The sequence below is a fragment of the Aeromicrobium sp. UBA7512 genome, from assembly GCF_002476985.1.
GTDB classification, from domain to species: domain Bacteria; phylum Actinomycetota; class Actinomycetes; order Propionibacteriales; family Nocardioidaceae; genus Aeromicrobium; species Aeromicrobium phoceense.
In genome coordinates, this window is record NZ_DLNK01000006.1 from 62,147 (window position 1) to 77,478 (window position 15,332).

Here is a 15,332-nt window from a genome sequence, read left to right on the forward strand (position 1 = left end):
TAGTTAAGTGACTCTCGGTGCCCAAAGCACCGTGCCACCAGGGTGCGGCGTGTGTGTCCGGGGGGACGGGTGCCAAGAGAGGTAGATCGTGACGATCTCATGGAAGCCACTCGCCCTGGCCGCCGCACTCGCGGCCTCGGCACTGACGGGGCCGGCGATCGCCGGCAGCACGGCCTCTGCCGCACCCGCCACCGCGAAGGCCGCCGAGCCGCAGCCGTTCCACCCCGACCAGGACCTGAAGGACATCACCTTCCAGGGCAAGAAGGTCGACACGTCGCTGGAGTACCAGGGCAAGAAGAGCTCCGCCCGTAGTCGCAGCGCCGCGCCGACCGCCGAGACCCCGCCCGTGGGCACGGTCCGCCCGTGGCTCGCGCTCGACGACGTCGAGGGCGGCATCTACCGCAAGGACTACACGCTGCGCGGCGCCGGCGACCACATCGAGGTGTGGGTGGCCAACGACATCGCGTTCCCCGAGGGCGACTGCCGTGGCGACGACGCCACCGTCGTCACCGACGCGCAGGTGGACAGCCTCGTGAACGAGTTCGACACGAACATCTACCCGAAGGAGTCCGAGGCGTTCAGCACGCCGCCGGCCCGCGACGGGTCGAACGCCCTCATCGAGGGAGACTTCAGCGGCGGCGGCGACAAGATCGTGACGCTCGTCGACAACGTCCGCGACGACAACTACTACGACTTCCCCGCGGCCCCGACGTACATCGCCGGCTTCTTCTGGTCGACGTTCAACGAGTACATGGACCGCAACGTCATGACGATCGACGCGTTCGACTGGGAGCACCGCACCGGTGCCGACCCGGTCGACGAGCCGACCGACGACCTCTGCACGAGCCGTCCGGCCCGTCCGCACCTCTACGAGGGCACGTTCGCCCACGAGTACCAGCACCTGCTGCAGTACTACACCGACGCGAGCGAGACGATCGCCGTGAACGAGGGCCTGTCCGACTTTGCGCAGAGCCTCGTGGGCTACGTCGACGGCACCAAGACCGTCGAGGACAAGGGTGGCGACAGCCACCTCTACTGCTTCCAGGGCTTCGGCACGGTCCAGACGCCGTACAACACCAACCCCCGCGACTGCGGTGGCCCGGAGAACTCGTTCAACCTGTGGGACGAGGGCAACACCTCGTCCGGCGTGCTGGCCGACTACGGCCACGCGTACCAGCTGATGCTCTACCTGTACGACCGGTTCGGCCAGGACGTCATCTCCGCGCTGCACCGCGACGGTGAGGAGCAGGGCATCGCGGCCATCGAGAAGCAGCTCGAGGCCGAGGGCACCACGTTCCGCAAGGTCTTCCACGACTTCCAGTCGATGACCCTGCTGGACCGGATCGTCGGCGACGCGAGGAAGTCGCTGCTCGTGGGCGCCTCGAAGTCCAAGGTCACGACGCCGAGCCTGCGCTCGACGGTCAACCTCGACAACCCGGCCTCGTACGCCACGCCGGGTGCGGCCCCGAACGGTGCGGACTACGTGCCGGTCAAGGTCAAGGGCAAGGCGCTCACGGGCGCCCAGCTGCGCAACGCCACGTTCGAGGGTGCCAAGACGCTTCCCGCGCAGCCGCTGCGCTGGACGTCGGTCACCGACGACCCGGATCGCCCCGGGGATGCGGTGCTGTTCTCCGGCAACGCCAACAGCCTCGACGTCGCGGCGGTCACCTCGGTGAACGTCCCGGCGGGCTCGCCCACGCTCACCCTCGACGCCAAGTACGGCGCCGAGGAGGGCTACGACTACGGCTACGTCCAGGTCTCCACCGACGGCGGCGCCACATACACGTCGATCTCCGGCGACCAGACGGTCGAGGGCCCGCAGGGTCCGGCGCTCGCCGGCACCACCGACGGCTTCGAGCAGCACACGTTCGACCTGTCGGCCTACGCCGGCCAGGAGATCCTGCTGTCGTTCCGGTACATCTCGGACGGTGGCGTCAACGAGGGCGGCCTGAAGATCGACAACGTGGTGGTCGGCGGCACGACCATCAGCGACGGCTCCAACATCGGTGACTTCTCGTCGCCGACGCAGGTCCGCCCGACGCCGGTCGAGAACTGGCACGTCAAGCTCGTCGGCATCCGCCCGGGCAAGGTGCCCTACGTGGCGCAGGTGGCCTCGGACGGCAAGAGCTCGGTCAAGCTCGACAAGCTGTCGCTGCTCAAGCTCAAGCCGGCCAAGCAGATCGTGGCCATCGTCAGCTACGACGACTCCACCGAGATGGTCCAGCAGTACGCGCCGTACAAGCTGACCGTCAACGGGGAGCTGCAGCCCGGCGGCAGCTGATGGTCTGACGGTTTTCCCGGTGGCGTGGGACACGAAACCCACGTCACCGGGGAAACCTCCGTCCGGCTACCGTGGGCGGGGTGACCCGAGAAGACGGCAGGACCCCCGACGAGCTGCGCCCGATCACCATCACCCGAGGCTGGCTCGACCACGCCGCGGGCTCGTGCCTGGTGGAGTTCGGCAAGACCCGCGTGCTGTGCGCCGTGGCCGCCACCGAGGGCGTGCCGCGCTGGCGCAAGGGCTCGGGCATGGGCTGGCTCACCGCCGAGTACGCGATGCTGCCCCAGGCCACGCACGACCGCTCCGCGCGTGAGTCGGTCAAGGGCAGGGTTGGCGGCCGCACCCACGAGATCAGCCGTCTCGTCGGCCGCTCGCTGCGCGCCGCGGTCGACCTGTCCCAGCTCGGCGAGAACACCATCGCGATCGACTGCGACGTGCTCCAGGCCGACGGGGGCACCCGAACGGCCGCGATCACCGGCGCCTACGTCGCGCTGGTCGACGCCGTGAACCACCTCAAGCAGCAAGGCGCCGTCAAGGGTGACCCGCTCGTCGACTCGATCGCCGCGGTCAGCGTCGGCATCATCGACGGCACCCCGATGCTGGACCTGCCCTACGTCGAGGACGTGCGCGCCGAGACCGACATGAACGTCGTGATGACCGGCTCCGGGAAGTTCATCGAGGTCCAGGGCACCGCCGAGAACGCGCCGTTCGACCGCTCCGAGCTCGATGCGCTGCTCGCGCTGGCCGAGAAGGGCTGCGCCGACCTCACCCGCCTGCAGCGCGAGGCCCTGGACGCGTGACCCGGGTCGTCCTGGCGTCGGGCAACGCGAAGAAGCTCGACGAGCTCCGGCGCATCCTCGAGCCGCTCGTGCCGGGCGTCGAGGTGCTCGGCCTGGCCGACGTGGCCTCCTACGACGAGCCCGCCGAGACCGAGCCCACGTTCGAGGGCAACGCGCTGATCAAGGCGCGGGTCGCCGCGGCCGAGACCGGCCTGCCGGCGCTGGCCGACGACTCCGGTCTGTGCGTCGACGCGCTCAACGGCATGCCCGGCGTGCTGTCCGCGCGCTGGTCGGGCGTCCCGAAGGACCAGGGAGGCGACGCGGCCAACAACCGGCTGCTGCTGGCCCAGCTGACCGACGTCCCCGACGAGCGCCGTGGCGCCGTGTTCCGCTGCGCGATGGCCCTCGTCCTTCCGGACGGCACCGAGATCGTCGAGGTGGGGGAGATGCCCGGCCGCGTCCTGCACGGTGAGCAGGGCGAGGGTGGCTTTGGCTACGACCCGCTGTTCGCCGCCGAGGGGTACGACGTCTCCACCGCGGAGCTCTCGCGGGACGAGAAGGACGCCATCAGCCACCGCGGACGCGCGCTGCGTGCGATCGCCCCGCGCGTCGCCGACGCGCTCCGCGACTGATCCTTCCGGGGTGACGCCGGGGCGATCCGCCCGCCCCTAGCGTGGGCCCATGGCACTCGTGGAGTTCAAGGACCTGGTGATCGACGTCGAGGACCCGGCGGCGGCGGCCGAGCGCTGGGGCCGCTGGCTGCACCTCGACGGCGAGACCGACGAGGTGGGCGCCGTCCTGCGAGGCGGGCATCCGGGCCAGACGATCTGGATCAACCCGGCGCCGCCGAAGACGGTCAAGGACCGGGTCCACCTCGACCTCGTGGCGCGCGACCTGACGCCGTTCGAGGGCCTCGAGCGCGTCACCGAGCCGGGGGAGTTCAGTTGGACGACGTTCCGCGACCCGGAGGGCCACGAGTTCTGCGTCTTCGAGGGCGACAAGCGGCCGGAGGGGCTCAAGGACGTCGTCGTGGACGCGGTCGACCACGCCGCGATCGGCACCTGGTGGGCCGACGTCTTCGGGGCCACCCTGGACACGGACGGCGACTACACGTGGGTGGACGACATCCCGGGCGCCCCGACGGAGTCCTTCGACTTCGTCACGGTCCCCGAGCCCAAGACCGTCAAGAACCGGATCCACTGGGACGTGACGCTCGTCGGCGACGCCACGGTGGACGACCTCGTCGCGCGGGGAGCCACCGTGCTGCTGCCGCCGGGCGACGACCGGGGCTGGACCGTCATGGCCGATCCCGAGGGCAACGAGTTCTGCGTCTTCGAAGCGGCCTGACCGCGGGTCAGAACCGGATCGCGTCGACGATCCGCACCCGCACCGCCACGATCGCGGGCAGCACCCCGGCCAGGGCGCCGACCAGCAACGACACCCCCATGCCGAGCACGGCGGCCGACAGCGGGAACGGCGGCACGTCGTCGATGCCCTCGAGGAGGTACTTCGCGGTCCACGGGCCGTTGACCAGCGCGATGGCGATCATCACGCCGACGAGGCCCGCGACGAAGGTGGCGACGATGCTCTCCATCACGACCGAGAAGAACACCCGGCCCGAGGTCGCACCGAAGCTGCGCCGGATGCCGATCTCGCGCACGCGCTGCTGGATCGTGATGACCGAGACGTTCAGCAGGCTCAGGGCGCCGAGAAGCAGGATGACCGAGCTGATGCCCACGACGACCCACTTCACGACGTCGAGGTCGTCGGCACCGCCCCAGGCGAGGTAGTCGCTGCGGTCGGCGGTGACCTCCAGTCCGGGCAGCTCGGCGTCCATGGACCGGGTGACGGCCTCGGCCAGCTCCTCGGCGCCCTCGGTGGGCACCCACAGCTTCCAGGACGCGTCGGTGACCGGCAGGCTCGCACCGAACCAGTGGTCGTAGGCACTGGCGAGCACGTAGGCCCGCGGGTGCTCGGCGAAGCGGGTGGACGAGGACGTGACGCCGACGATCGTGGCACTCACCGAGGTCTGGCCTCCCTGCAGGTCGACCGTGACCGGCAGGCGGGTGCCGACGAGTCCCAGCTCCTTCAGGAACCGCGGGTCGACCACCAAGGAGGGGGAGAGGTTCCGCGCGTCCGAGTCGACCAGCCACCGTCCCTGCGCGGTGACGACCCGGTGCATCGGGGCGTACGCGGGATCGACGACGATCGCCTCCACCGGGCTGGAGCTCGCGATGCGGGTCGCCGTCAGCTGGGCACCGCCCACCATCGACGCGTGGCTGATCCGGTACTGCTCCACCACCTTGTCGAACGCCGGCCGGATCGCGGAGGCCCTCGGGCCCATGCCGTCGCCCTGCTCCTGGTAGGCGTAGACGCTGAGCATCGCCGGACGGCCCTCCTTCTCGTACTGCTCGACGAGCGCCTGCTGCCCGATGTCGGCCACCGCCACGGTGCCGCTGAGCGCCGCCACGGCCACGCCGACGCCCACCAGCGACAGCAGGACCCTCAGCTTGTGGATGCGCAGCTCGTGCCACGCCTCGATGACCGCGGCGGCGAACCCGGTCAGCGCACGGCCGATCATGCGACCGCGTCCAGGGGGCGCAGGGCACCGTGCTCGAGGCGGTAGCGACGGCGCGCGATCGCCGCCACGCCCGGGTCGTGCGTGATGGTGATCAGCGCGGCTCCCGAGTCGCGGGAGACGTCGTCGAGCAGGGTCATCACCTGGCCGCCGGTCTCGACGTCGAGGGCCCCGGTGGGCTCGTCGGCCAGCACCACGCGCGGTGAGCGCACCAGGGCGCGGGCGATCGCGACGCGCTGCTGCTCGCCGCCGGACAAATGCTGGGGCCGGCTGTCGAGCCGGTCGGCCAGGCCGACGCGCTCGAGCATCTCGGCCGCGATCCGCCGCCGCGACCAGAACTCCCGGCCCGTGGCGTACATCAGCGGCGCGACGACGTTCTCCAGCGCCGACAGCCCCGGTAGGAGGTTGAACTGCTGGAACACGAACCCGATGTCGCGGCCCCGGATCCGGGCGGCGGCACCACCGGAGAGGGTGCGGACGTCGTGGCCCCGCCACTCCAGCGTGCCGTGCGTCGGCCGGTCGAGGAGCCCGAGCATGTTCAGCAGCGTCGACTTGCCGGTGCCCGAGCGCCCGACGATGCCGATGTGGTCACCGCCGTGCACCACGAGGTCGACGCCCGACAGGATCGTCAGGTCCTCGTCGTCGGGCAGGACCACGGTGCGGCCCACGCCCGTGAGGCGGACGAGCTCGACCGCCCCCGAGGCGCTCATCAGTAGCCCTCGTCGAACTCGGCGCCCTCGCCGGAGGAGGGCGCGCCCGGGACGTACTGCAGGATCTCCGTGCCCTCCTTCAGGCCCTTGAGGACCTCGACGCTCTTGCCGTCGTTGACGCCGAGCCGAATCGTGCGCTCGGTCGGCTCGCCACCGTCCTCGACGACCCAGACCGTGCCGCGCTCCAGCAGGCCCCGCACCGCCGTGACCGGGACGACGAGAGCGTCCTTCGTCGATCCCGCGTCGATGCGCATCGTCATGGACAGGCCGTCGAACACCGTGACGTCCTCGGGCACCACGCAGGTGACCTTCGTCCCCGCGGCCGACTCGCCGCCCTCTTCCTCCGAGCGCTCCTGCGCCGCGTCCTCACTGACCTCGTCGGCGATCCGCAGGTCGGCGCAGGTGAACGGCTCGGGCCCGCCGTCGATCGTCACCGTGGCCTCGTCGGGTGCGTCGAGCAGGCGGTACCGGTCGACCACGGCGACGGAGCCCTGGGCGGTGAACGTGGACCGCCTGATCCGTGCCACCGACGCGTCCTCGCCGACCTCGGCGCCGACCTTCGCGTTGAAGGAGGCCACCCGGCCCTCCGCGGGCGCCGTGACCGTCACGTACCTGACCGCGGGAGGAGCGGGCTCGTCCTCGTCGTCGCTGCCGGACTCGGTCGGCTCGACGGTCGTGCGCACCTCGAACAGCGGGTCGCCCTTGCTGACCTTCGCCCCGTTCGGGACGTGGGCGTGGGTCAGGACGCCCGCGGCCGAGGACTTCACCGGCACGGCCGGGTCGATGACGATCGTGCCGTCGAGGTCGAGCGAGTTCTCGATCTCGCCGCGCTCGACGGTCAGGCTCGGCGAGAGGGAGACGGCCGTGGGCGAGTCGCCGCCCTCGGACCCGGTCGCGTCACCGCCGAACGCCAGGACGGCGAGGCTGACGGCGATGGTCGCGCCGACGAGCAGCCAGGCGGTCGGGAGGACGAACCGGCGGAAGGTGCGGGTGAAGGTCACCGCCGGAAGGTACCACGCAATGCGCAGTAGTGGGAGTCGATCCCGTTAGGGTTCCCGTCATGGAGACTCTCGACCTGAATGCCGACATCGTCACCCTGACCCGCGCGATCGTGGACGTGCCGTCCGAGAGCCTGGACGAGGCCGAGCTGGCCGACGCGGTGGAGTCGGCGCTGCGGGCCCAGGCGCACCTCGAGGTGGTCCGCGACGGGCACACGATCATCGCCCGCACCGATCTCGGGCGCGCCGAGCGCGTGGTCATCGCCGGTCACATCGACACGGTGCCGGTGAACGGCAACATGCCGTCGCGCCTCGAGGGCGACACCCTCTGGGGCCTCGGCACGTGCGACATGAAGGGTGGCGTCGCCATCGCGCTGAGCCTGGCCGCCGCGGTCGCCGAGCCGGTCCGCGACGTCACGTGGGTGTTCTACGAGGCGGAGGAGATCGCCGCGGTCCACAACGGACTGGGACGCGTCGCCCGGGAGCACCCCGACTGGCTCGCCGGTGACTTCGCGATCCTGATGGAGCCGTCGAAGGCCGGCGTCGAGGCGGGCTGCCAGGGCACGATGCGCGTCGAGATCCGCACCGCCGGTGAGCGCGCCCACTCGGCGCGCTCCTGGATGGGCCACAACGCGATCCACGACCTCGGCGCGGTGCTGGCCACCCTGTCCGAGTACACCCCGCGGACGGTCGAGATCGACGGGCTGACGTACCGCGAGGGACTCAACGCCGTGGGCATCTCCGGCGGCGTGAGCGGCAACGTCATCCCCGACGCCGCCGTGCTCACCATGAACTACCGCTTCGCGCCCGACCGTGACGAGGACGCCGCGCTGGCCCACCTGCGCGAGGTGTTCACCGGCTACGACCTCACGGTCACCGACTCGGCTCCCGGCGCCCTCCCGGGTCTCGAGCGGCCCGCGGCGGCGGCCTTCGTGGAGGCCGTCGGTGGTGAGGTCGGGCCGAAGTTCGGCTGGACCGACGTCGCCAAGTTCACCCAGCTCGGCGTCCCGGCGGTGAACTACGGTCCCGGTGACCCGATCTACGCGCACAAGGCCGACGAGCAGGTCCCGGTCGAGCACCTGCACCGGGTGCACGCGCGCCTGCGCCGCTGGCTCACGGGCGACGCGGACTGACTCAGCGGCCGAGCGCCTCCTGGGCGATCCGCGCGATCTCGGTGTGCCCCGCGCTCGTCGGGTGCGGGTCGCCGAGCGTGCAGTAGTAGGTCCAGCGGCAGACGTCCTCGGCGCGACCCGGGATCGTCCCGAACGCGGCGGTCTCCACCGTGCGGTCGGCCGACTCGTAGGCGCCGAACGCCCGCGTCACGTCCACGAAGGTGGCGTCGTGCTTCGCGTAGACCGCGCGCAGTGCGGGGTTGAAGGTCGTCCGGAACATCTCCACCGTGGCGTCGGCGATCGCCGGCGCCGACTCCGCCTCGGGGTGCAGCACCGGCTCACCCGTCCAGAAGTCGGGGTACGTCAGCCCCAGGATCGGCACGTCCGCTCCGACGCGGTCGCGGATCAGCGTGAGCAGGTCGTCGATGGCCTCGGTGGCGGCCGGCATGGTCTTGCGGGCGCAGGCCTGAAGGTTCGAGTCCAGGGAGCAGCCCCGCAGGTCGTTGAGGCCCAGCACGACGGTGACGAGCTCGATCTCGTCGCCGTACCGGTCGAGGTGGCGGGTCATCTCGTCTGCCTCGGAGCCGCCGGTGACCGGCGGCGCGGCGGACCCGCGCCGCTCCTCGTCGCACGCCTCGCCCTCGAGGAAGGCCACTGCCGTGATGCCCGCGCAGCTGACGTTCACCAGCTCCAGCCCACGATCCTCGGCGATCTTCCAGGCGAAGCCCGACGTGGTGTTCTGGGCGGGCTCTCCGTTCAGCGCCGGGCGGTACCCGGCGGCGTAGGAGTCGCCGATCGCGAGGTACTGCGGGCCCGTGTCCGAGGCAGGCGGCACCGGGGCCGTGGAACAGGCGGCGAGGGCCGTCGTCGCCAGCGCGAGGGCGGCGGCGAGGCGGCCGAGGGGGACGAAGTGCACCCGCACCACCGTAATGACGATCGCCCGGGCGGCCACTCGGGGCGAACACTCAGGTGTGACCTGAAACTTACTGGCGGCCGCGTCGGCGTGCCGTCGGCGGTGCGCCGGGCGTCGCGCCTAATCTGGGCCGCATGTCCAGCCGCACACTTCCCCGCTCGCTGCGCGTGACATCCGCAGCGATCGTGCTTGCTCTGGCCGCCGTCGTCGTCATCGCCGCTGTGGCGATGCAGACGATTCCGGCCCTCATCATGGCCTCTTGCGTGGCCCTCTCGGCCGGTATCACATCGACCGTTCTCATGTCCGAGGAGATCCGCGAGGTCCGCCAGAAGTTCGCGAAGGACCGCGTACGCGATGCTCGTGTCATCGCCCAGCGCGAGCGCGAGCACCTCGACGTCGACGCGACGTTCCGTCGCGCCGTCAGCGAGCGCCTGCGCGCGAGCGAGGCCGAGATCTCCCGACTGCGCGCCGACCTGGCCGCCGGCAGCGCGCAGATCGACGAGCTCGAGGAGCGCCTCGCCACCGAGCAGGAGCTCGTCGCGATGCTCGGCGTGCGCCCCGAGATCGATCCGCGGATCGTCACGCCGGAGACCGAGGCCGGCGCCGCCGACCGGGCCGACGGCTCGGGCGAACTTCGCTCCGCCTGACGGCTTCTCGACCCTTGGCGTGATTCCGTCGTCGCGATGGGCGATAATGGATCTCGGCCCGAAATATCGGGCGACCAACGAGAGGGGTACAGATGGCCGCCATGAAGCCTCGGACCGGCGACGGACCGATGGAGGTCACCAAGGAGGGACGCTGCATCGTCATGCGCGTGCCGCTCGAAGGTGGCGGACGTCTGGTGGTCGAGCTCAACAACGATGAGGCCGCCACCCTCGGTGACGCCCTCAAGGCCGTCTGAGCTCGCTGGATGTACGGACTCTCAGTGCGTTGGTCCCTGACCGACGCGCCTGACGGCGTGCTGGAGCGTCTGCACGAGTACGTCGAGTCCGAGTCCCACGCGAAGTTCGCGGGCCTGCCCGGCCTGCGCTTCAAGACGTGGCGGGCTCGCGAGGGCGAGTGGTTCGAGGGCACCTACGTGTTCGTCAGCGACGAGGCGCGTGCGGCGTTCCAGGCCGACTTCGAGAAGCGTGCGGCCGACGCCCCCGGCACGGCCCTGGTGGGCGTCACGCCCACGATCGAGCCCTTCCAGGTCGTCGCCGTCGTGCGCGGCCCGGCGGGCTTCCGCTCCGCCGCCCGCTTCGAGGACTGACCGGCGCCGCGTGCGCGCCCCGCGATCAGTGGGGCTTCTGCAGCACCAGCAGGCCGTCGCCCAGCGGCAGCAGGAGGGCCGAGAGGTCCTCGTCGGCCCGCACGCGCTCCACCAGCTCGCGGATCGCCACGGTCTCGGGATCGCGCTGCGACGGGTCGGCCACGCGGTCGTGCCACAGGGCGTTGTCGAACACCACGAAGCCACCCGCGCGCGTCAGGCGCAGCGCCTCGTCGAGGTACTCGCCGTACTCCACCTTGTCGCCGTCGCAGAAGACCAGGTCGTAGCCGCCGTCGTTGAGGCGCGGCAGCACGTCGAGGGCCGAGCCGGTGATGAGGCGGAAGCGCGTGGGGGAGATGCCGGCGCCCAGGAACACCTGGCGGGCCAGCCGCTGGTTCTCGGCCTCGAGGTCCACCGAGGTGAGGACGCCGTCGGGCAGCATGCCACGCAGCAGCGCCAGACCCGAGACTCCCGTCCCGGTGCCGATCTCGGCCACGCTCTTGGCGCCGGCGGCGCCGGCCAGGAACGACAGGGCCGCGCGGGCTCCGGGCAGGACCGGGACCACGCCGACGGTCTCGGCGTGCTGGCGCGCGGTGCGCAGGTGGTCGTCCTCGGACTGGAACTGCTCGACGTAGGCCAGGCTGGCTTCGGTGGTCATCGTCCCCTCGCAATCGTTCGGCGGGTCGCCCCAGCCTATCGACGTGAGGTGCTGCGGACGCGTGGGACTCGCGGGGTCACGGCCACGGGACTTCGCCAACGCCCAGCCGGTTCTTCGGCTGCTCTCAGGTTGGCGGTCGAAGATCGAGGCATGCCCGACCGGAAGCCGTCCCTGCAGGACCAGGCCGAGATCTACGCCCAGCACGGGACGCAGGTCCGTCGCCTCGCCACGCGGCTCACCGGGAATCGTCAGGACGCCGAGGACCTCACGCAGGACGTGTTCGAGCGGGTGTTCACCTCGCTCGACCGCTACGAGGCCCGCAACCTGGCCGGCTGGATCCACCGGATCACCACGAACCTCTTCCTCGACCGCGCCCGTCGCGCGGGCCGCCAGCCCACCGCGGCGCTGACGGCGGCGCACGAGGCCCGCCTCGTCGACGACGGCTCGCTGCCGCACGACCTCGTGCACGACGCCGGGTTCGACCCCGACATCGAGGCCGCCCTGGCGACCCTGCCCAGTCACCTGCGGGTCGCGGTGGTGCTCTCCGACGTGGAGCAGCTCGAGCACGCCGAGATCGCCCTGCTGCTCGGCATCAAGGTCGGCACCGTCCGCACCCGGGTCCACCGGGGCCGCGCCGCGCTGCGTCGCGAGCTCGCGCACCGCGAGCCCCGCGCCGGCCGCACCCGCGTGCTCGGCGCGCTCGGCATCTGAGCGCCTCGCCAGGAGCGAAGGTCAGGTGGCTTCCGCGTCGAACGGAGGCACCTCGCCGGGCCGCAGGATGCGGACGCTCGGCACGGGCGGGGGAGTGGTGGTGTCCGACAGGATCACGTCACGGACCGCCGCGCGCGGGTCGAGGTCGCGCAGGTTGAGGTCCTTGAAGTCGTCGCCGAGCTCCTTGCCCAGCTCGGTCTTGGCGTTTTCGGCCATCTGACGCAGCGTGCGGACGAACTGCGCCGCCTGCCGCGCCAGCCCGGGGAGTCGGTCGGGGCCGAACACGATGATCGCCACGACGAGGATCGCACCGATCTCCATCCAGCCCAGGCCCACGGGCGCGATCCTACAGTCGGCCGGCGGGGGCCAGACCCAGCTGCATGCCGGCCAGGCCGCGCGAGCGGCCACTGAGCTGGTCGGCGACCTGCTGCAGGACCTTGGCGCTCTCGGCGTCAGGCTCCGAGGCCACGATCGGGGCGCCGGAGTCGCCGGTCTCGCGCATGCGTTCCTCGAGCGGGACCTGGCCCAGCACCGAGATCTCGTAGCCGAGGCGCGCGCTCAGGGTGGAGGACACCTGAGCGGCGCCACCGGACCCGAAGACCTCCATCTTCTCGCCCGACGGCAGCAGCAGCCACGACATGTTCTCGACGACGCCCACGACACGCTGGTGCATCATCGAGGCCATCGTGCCGGCGCGCTCGGCCACCTGCGCCGCGGCCTGCTGCGGCGTGGTGACGACGATGAACTCCGCGCCGGGCAGGTGCTGGCCCATGCTGATGGCCATGTCGCCCGTGCCCGGGGGCAGGTCGAGGAAGAGGGCGTCGAGGTCGCCCCAGTAGACGTCGGCCAGCATCTGCACGAGCGCACGGTCGAGCATCGGGCCGCGCCATGCGACGACCTGGTCCCGGCGCGGCTTCAGCATGCCGATGCTGATGACCTTGATCTCGATGTCGCCGATCCGCGCGGGGACAGGCATGATCATGTCCTCGACCTGGGTGGGGCGCTGGTCGCCCACGCCGAGCATGTCGGGGATTGAGTGGCCGTAGATGTCGGCGTCGAGGACGCCCACCTTCAGGCCACGCTTGGCCATCGCGACGGCGAGGTTGACGGTGACGGACGACTTGCCGACGCCGCCCTTGCCGGAGGCGACCGCGTAGACCTTGGTCAGCGAGCCGGGCTGCGCGAAGGGGATCTCGCGCTCGGCGCGGCCGCCACGGAGCTGCTCCTGCATGGCCTTGCGCTGCTCGTCGGTCATGACGCCCATGTCGACGCGCACGGTGTGCGCGGGGGCGACCTTGACCACGGCGGCGGTGACGTCGCGGGTCAGGGTGTCCTTGAGCGGGCAGCCGGCCACGGTCAGCAGCAGTCGCACGACGATCTCGGTCTCGCCGATCGTGACGGTGTCGACCATCCCCAGCTCGGTGATCGGGCGCTTGATCTCGGGGTCGTTGACGGTCGAGAGTGCCTCGGTGATCAGTTCCTGGGTGACGTCAGCCATGCCGTGAAGTCTACGGGGCCCTATCGAACGTCCCGGGGCCGCGTCAAGGTCTGGACGAAGCACCGCGATGCGGCGGCTCAGTCCTGGTCGGTGGAGGCGTCCTCGCGGTCCAGCTCGGCGAGGAAACCGCGCAGCTCGCTGCGCAGGAAGTCGCGGGTCGCGACCTCGCCCAGGCCGATGCGCAGGCTCGCGACCTCGCGGGCCAGGAACTCCATGTCGGCGTGCGAGCGGCTGGCCGCCTCGCGGTCCTGCTCGGCGGCGATCCGGTCGCGCGCCTCCTGGCGGTTCTGGGCCAGCAGGATCAGCGGCGCGGCGTAGGAGGCCTGCAGCGACAGGATCAGCGTGAGGAAGATGAAGGGGTACTCGTCCCAGCGCGGACGGTCGGGACCGTACGGCACGTTCCAGACGATCCACACGAAGATGAACAGTGTCATCCACGCGATGAAGGTGGCCGTGCCGAGGAAGCGCGCGGCGGACTCGGCGAACCGGCCGAACCGCTCGGGATCGGGGTCCTTGCGTGCGCCGAGGTTGCGTCCCAGTCCGCGGCGCAGGTCGCGCGGCTGGTCGAGGCGTTCGCGGTCAGCCATGCTCGCGCCATCCCTTCGGCAGCAGGTGGTCGAGCACGTCGTCGATCGTCACGACGCCCAGCAGGTGCTGATTCTCGTCGACGACCGGGACGGCCACGAGGTTGTACGCCGCCAGCAGGCCGGCGACCTCGGCCAGTGAGGCCTCGGGGCGCGGCCAGTCGATGTCGTTGACGATGATCTGGCTGACGAGCGTGGAGGGCGGCTCGCGCAGGAGCGCCTGGAAGTGGGCGGCGCCCAGGAAGCGGCCCGTGGGCGTCTCCAGCGGCGGTCGGCACACGTAGACCATCGAGGCCAGCGCGACGCTCAGCTCGGGCTCGCGCACGAGGGCGAGCGCGTCGGCGATGGTGGCGCTCGGGTCGAGCACGACCGGCTCGGTCGTCATCATGCCGCCGGCGGTGCGCTCCTCGTAGGACAGCAGGCGTCGCACGTCCTCGGCGTCGTCGGGCTCCATGAGCCCCAGCAGCTCCTCGGCCGTCTGCGCGGGCAGCTCGCCCAGCAGGTCGGCCGCGTCGTCGGGGTCCATCTCGCCCAGGACGTCGGCGCCGCGGCTCGGGTCGAGGATCCCGAGGACCTCCACCTGCAGGGCCTCGGGCATCTCCTCGAGGACGTCGGCCAGCTGCTCGTCGCCGAACTCGCGCACGATCTCCATGCGGCGCTTGGGCGGCAGGTCGCGCAGGGCGTTGGCGATGTCGGCCGGGCGCATCTCGTCCATCATCGCCAGCAGCGTGGTGGCACCCTGGGCGGCGGTCTCGCTGGCCAGCCCGTGGACCTCGTCCCACTCCAGGACGTGGCTCGTGCCGCGACGGCCGAACCGCTTGTGGTGCTCGGCCACGGCGACCGTGGAGACGTACCAGTCGCGGCGGGGGTCCTGCTCGATCGCGATGTCGTAGAGGGTGGCGGCCGTGCCGTCGGCGAGCGTCACCTGGCGGTCGAAGAGCTCGTGGGCGGCCAGCGTCTCGGTGGAGCGCTGCTGGAACCTGCGCAGGTTCAGCACGCCCGTGGTGATGACCTGGCCCGAGTCCATCGAGGTCACCCGGGTGATCGGCAGGAACACGCGGCGCCGGCCGAGGACCTCCACCACCAGGCCGAGGACACGAGGGCGCTGGGTGGCGCTGCGGACCGCCACCACGATGTCGCGCAGCTTGCCCACCTGGTCGCCGACGGGATCGAAGACGGACTGCCCGACGAGACGGGACACGAAGATCCGGGTCGGCTGGCTGCTCACGGGTCCGAGGCTACCGGCCGGCGGGCGCCGAGG

At 71.3% G+C, this 15,332-nt stretch carries 18 protein-coding genes; 9 read left to right on the plus strand and 9 right to left on the minus strand.

Annotated elements, in window-relative coordinates; genetic code table 11:
• Positions 1-88: 88 nt before the first annotated feature.
• The 4 genes from B2363_RS09750 to B2363_RS09765 all read left to right on the plus strand — a co-directional run bounded on the left by B2363_RS09750 (position 89) and on the right by B2363_RS09765 (position 4,407).
• The gene (locus B2363_RS09750; RefSeq protein WP_286929830.1) at positions 89-2,281 is read left to right on the plus strand and encodes a choice-of-anchor J domain-containing protein; all 2,193 of its coding nucleotides are present in this window, start codon (positions 89-91) and stop codon (positions 2,279-2,281) included.
• Positions 2,282-2,361: 80 nt separating this feature from the next.
• Positions 2,362-3,081: a ribonuclease PH gene (gene rph / locus B2363_RS09755; protein ID WP_286929831.1), complete on the plus strand. Its 720-nt coding sequence runs from the start codon at positions 2,362-2,364 to the stop codon at positions 3,079-3,081.
• Positions 3,078-3,692 carry an RdgB/HAM1 family non-canonical purine NTP pyrophosphatase gene (rdgB, locus tag B2363_RS09760; protein WP_286929832.1) on the plus strand — a complete coding sequence of 205 codons (615 nt, stop codon included), beginning with the start codon at positions 3,078-3,080 and terminating at the stop codon, positions 3,690-3,692. Before rph ends, rdgB begins: the two co-directional genes overlap by 4 nt.
• Before the next feature lie 49 nt (positions 3,693-3,741).
• Positions 3,742-4,407: a VOC family protein gene (locus tag B2363_RS09765; protein WP_286929833.1), complete on the plus strand. Its 666-nt coding sequence runs from the start codon at positions 3,742-3,744 to the stop codon at positions 4,405-4,407.
• Positions 4,408-4,414: 7 nt separating this feature from the next.
• Here B2363_RS09765 and B2363_RS09770 read toward each other — a convergent pair whose 3' ends face one another.
• The 3 genes from B2363_RS09770 to B2363_RS09780 are packed head-to-tail and all read right to left on the minus strand — an operon-like array spanning position 4,415 to position 7,349.
• Entirely contained in the window at positions 4,415-5,641 is a 1,227-nt protein-coding gene (locus B2363_RS09770; RefSeq protein WP_286929834.1) for an ABC transporter permease, read from the minus strand.
• Positions 5,638-6,348: an ABC transporter ATP-binding protein gene (locus tag B2363_RS09775; protein ID WP_286929835.1), complete on the minus strand. Its 711-nt coding sequence runs from the start codon at positions 6,346-6,348 to the stop codon at positions 5,638-5,640. Before B2363_RS09775 ends, B2363_RS09770 begins: the two co-directional genes overlap by 4 nt.
• Positions 6,348-7,349 carry an efflux RND transporter periplasmic adaptor subunit gene (locus B2363_RS09780; protein ID WP_286929836.1) on the minus strand — a complete coding sequence of 334 codons (1,002 nt, stop codon included), beginning with the start codon at positions 7,347-7,349 and terminating at the stop codon, positions 6,348-6,350. The genes B2363_RS09775 and B2363_RS09780 overlap by 1 nt, the downstream gene beginning before the upstream one ends.
• Before the next feature lie 59 nt (positions 7,350-7,408).
• On the opposite strand from B2363_RS09780, the gene dapE reads away from it, so the two are divergent.
• Positions 7,409-8,479 carry a succinyl-diaminopimelate desuccinylase gene (gene dapE / locus B2363_RS09785; RefSeq protein ID WP_286929837.1) on the plus strand — a complete coding sequence of 357 codons (1,071 nt, stop codon included), beginning with the start codon at positions 7,409-7,411 and terminating at the stop codon, positions 8,477-8,479.
• A 1-nt stretch (position 8,480) separates the two neighbouring features.
• On the opposite strand, the gene B2363_RS09790 is transcribed toward dapE, so the two are convergent.
• Positions 8,481-9,374, minus strand: a complete 894-nt coding sequence (locus B2363_RS09790) for an SGNH/GDSL hydrolase family protein (protein WP_286929838.1) — start codon at positions 9,372-9,374, stop codon at positions 8,481-8,483.
• A 131-nt stretch (positions 9,375-9,505) separates the two neighbouring features.
• On the opposite strand from B2363_RS09790, the gene B2363_RS09795 reads away from it, so the two are divergent.
• From B2363_RS09795 to B2363_RS09805, 3 genes are all read left to right on the plus strand, one after another.
• Positions 9,506-10,018, plus strand: coding sequence for a hypothetical protein (locus B2363_RS09795; protein WP_181756368.1), 513 nt, complete (start codon positions 9,506-9,508; stop codon positions 10,016-10,018).
• Positions 10,019-10,110: 92 nt separating this feature from the next.
• A complete protein-coding gene (locus B2363_RS09800) occupies positions 10,111-10,272 on the plus strand; it encodes a DUF3117 domain-containing protein (RefSeq protein ID WP_078700305.1) in 162 nt (53 codons plus the stop codon).
• A gap of 24 nt (positions 10,273-10,296) precedes the next feature.
• The gene (locus tag B2363_RS09805) at positions 10,297-10,623 is read left to right on the plus strand and encodes a hypothetical protein (protein WP_286929840.1); all 327 of its coding nucleotides are present in this window, start codon (positions 10,297-10,299) and stop codon (positions 10,621-10,623) included.
• Positions 10,624-10,648: 25 nt separating this feature from the next.
• Here B2363_RS09805 and B2363_RS09810 read toward each other — a convergent pair whose 3' ends face one another.
• Entirely contained in the window at positions 10,649-11,278 is a 630-nt protein-coding gene (locus B2363_RS09810; protein WP_181756370.1) for an O-methyltransferase, read from the minus strand.
• Positions 11,279-11,428: 150 nt separating this feature from the next.
• On the opposite strand from B2363_RS09810, the gene B2363_RS09815 reads away from it, so the two are divergent.
• A complete protein-coding gene (locus tag B2363_RS09815; protein WP_181756371.1) occupies positions 11,429-11,989 on the plus strand; it encodes a sigma-70 family RNA polymerase sigma factor in 561 nt (186 codons plus the stop codon).
• Positions 11,990-12,010: 21 nt separating this feature from the next.
• Here the strand turns inward: B2363_RS09815 and B2363_RS09820 are convergent, their stop codons facing one another.
• The 4 genes from B2363_RS09820 to B2363_RS09835 form a co-directional block, all read right to left on the minus strand.
• Entirely contained in the window at positions 12,011-12,325 is a 315-nt protein-coding gene (locus B2363_RS09820) for a sec-independent translocase (RefSeq protein ID WP_286929841.1), read from the minus strand.
• Between the two features lie 10 nt (positions 12,326-12,335).
• On the minus strand, positions 12,336-13,487 hold the full coding sequence (locus B2363_RS09825) for an Mrp/NBP35 family ATP-binding protein (RefSeq protein ID WP_181756372.1): 1,152 nt from the start codon (positions 13,485-13,487) through the stop codon (positions 12,336-12,338).
• Between the two features lie 77 nt (positions 13,488-13,564).
• Positions 13,565-14,074 carry a DUF1003 domain-containing protein gene (locus B2363_RS09830; protein ID WP_181756373.1) on the minus strand — a complete coding sequence of 170 codons (510 nt, stop codon included), beginning with the start codon at positions 14,072-14,074 and terminating at the stop codon, positions 13,565-13,567.
• Entirely contained in the window at positions 14,067-15,299 is a 1,233-nt protein-coding gene (locus B2363_RS09835) for a magnesium transporter MgtE N-terminal domain-containing protein (protein ID WP_181756374.1), read from the minus strand. The genes B2363_RS09830 and B2363_RS09835 overlap by 8 nt, the downstream gene beginning before the upstream one ends.
• Positions 15,300-15,332: the final 33 nt, after the last annotated feature.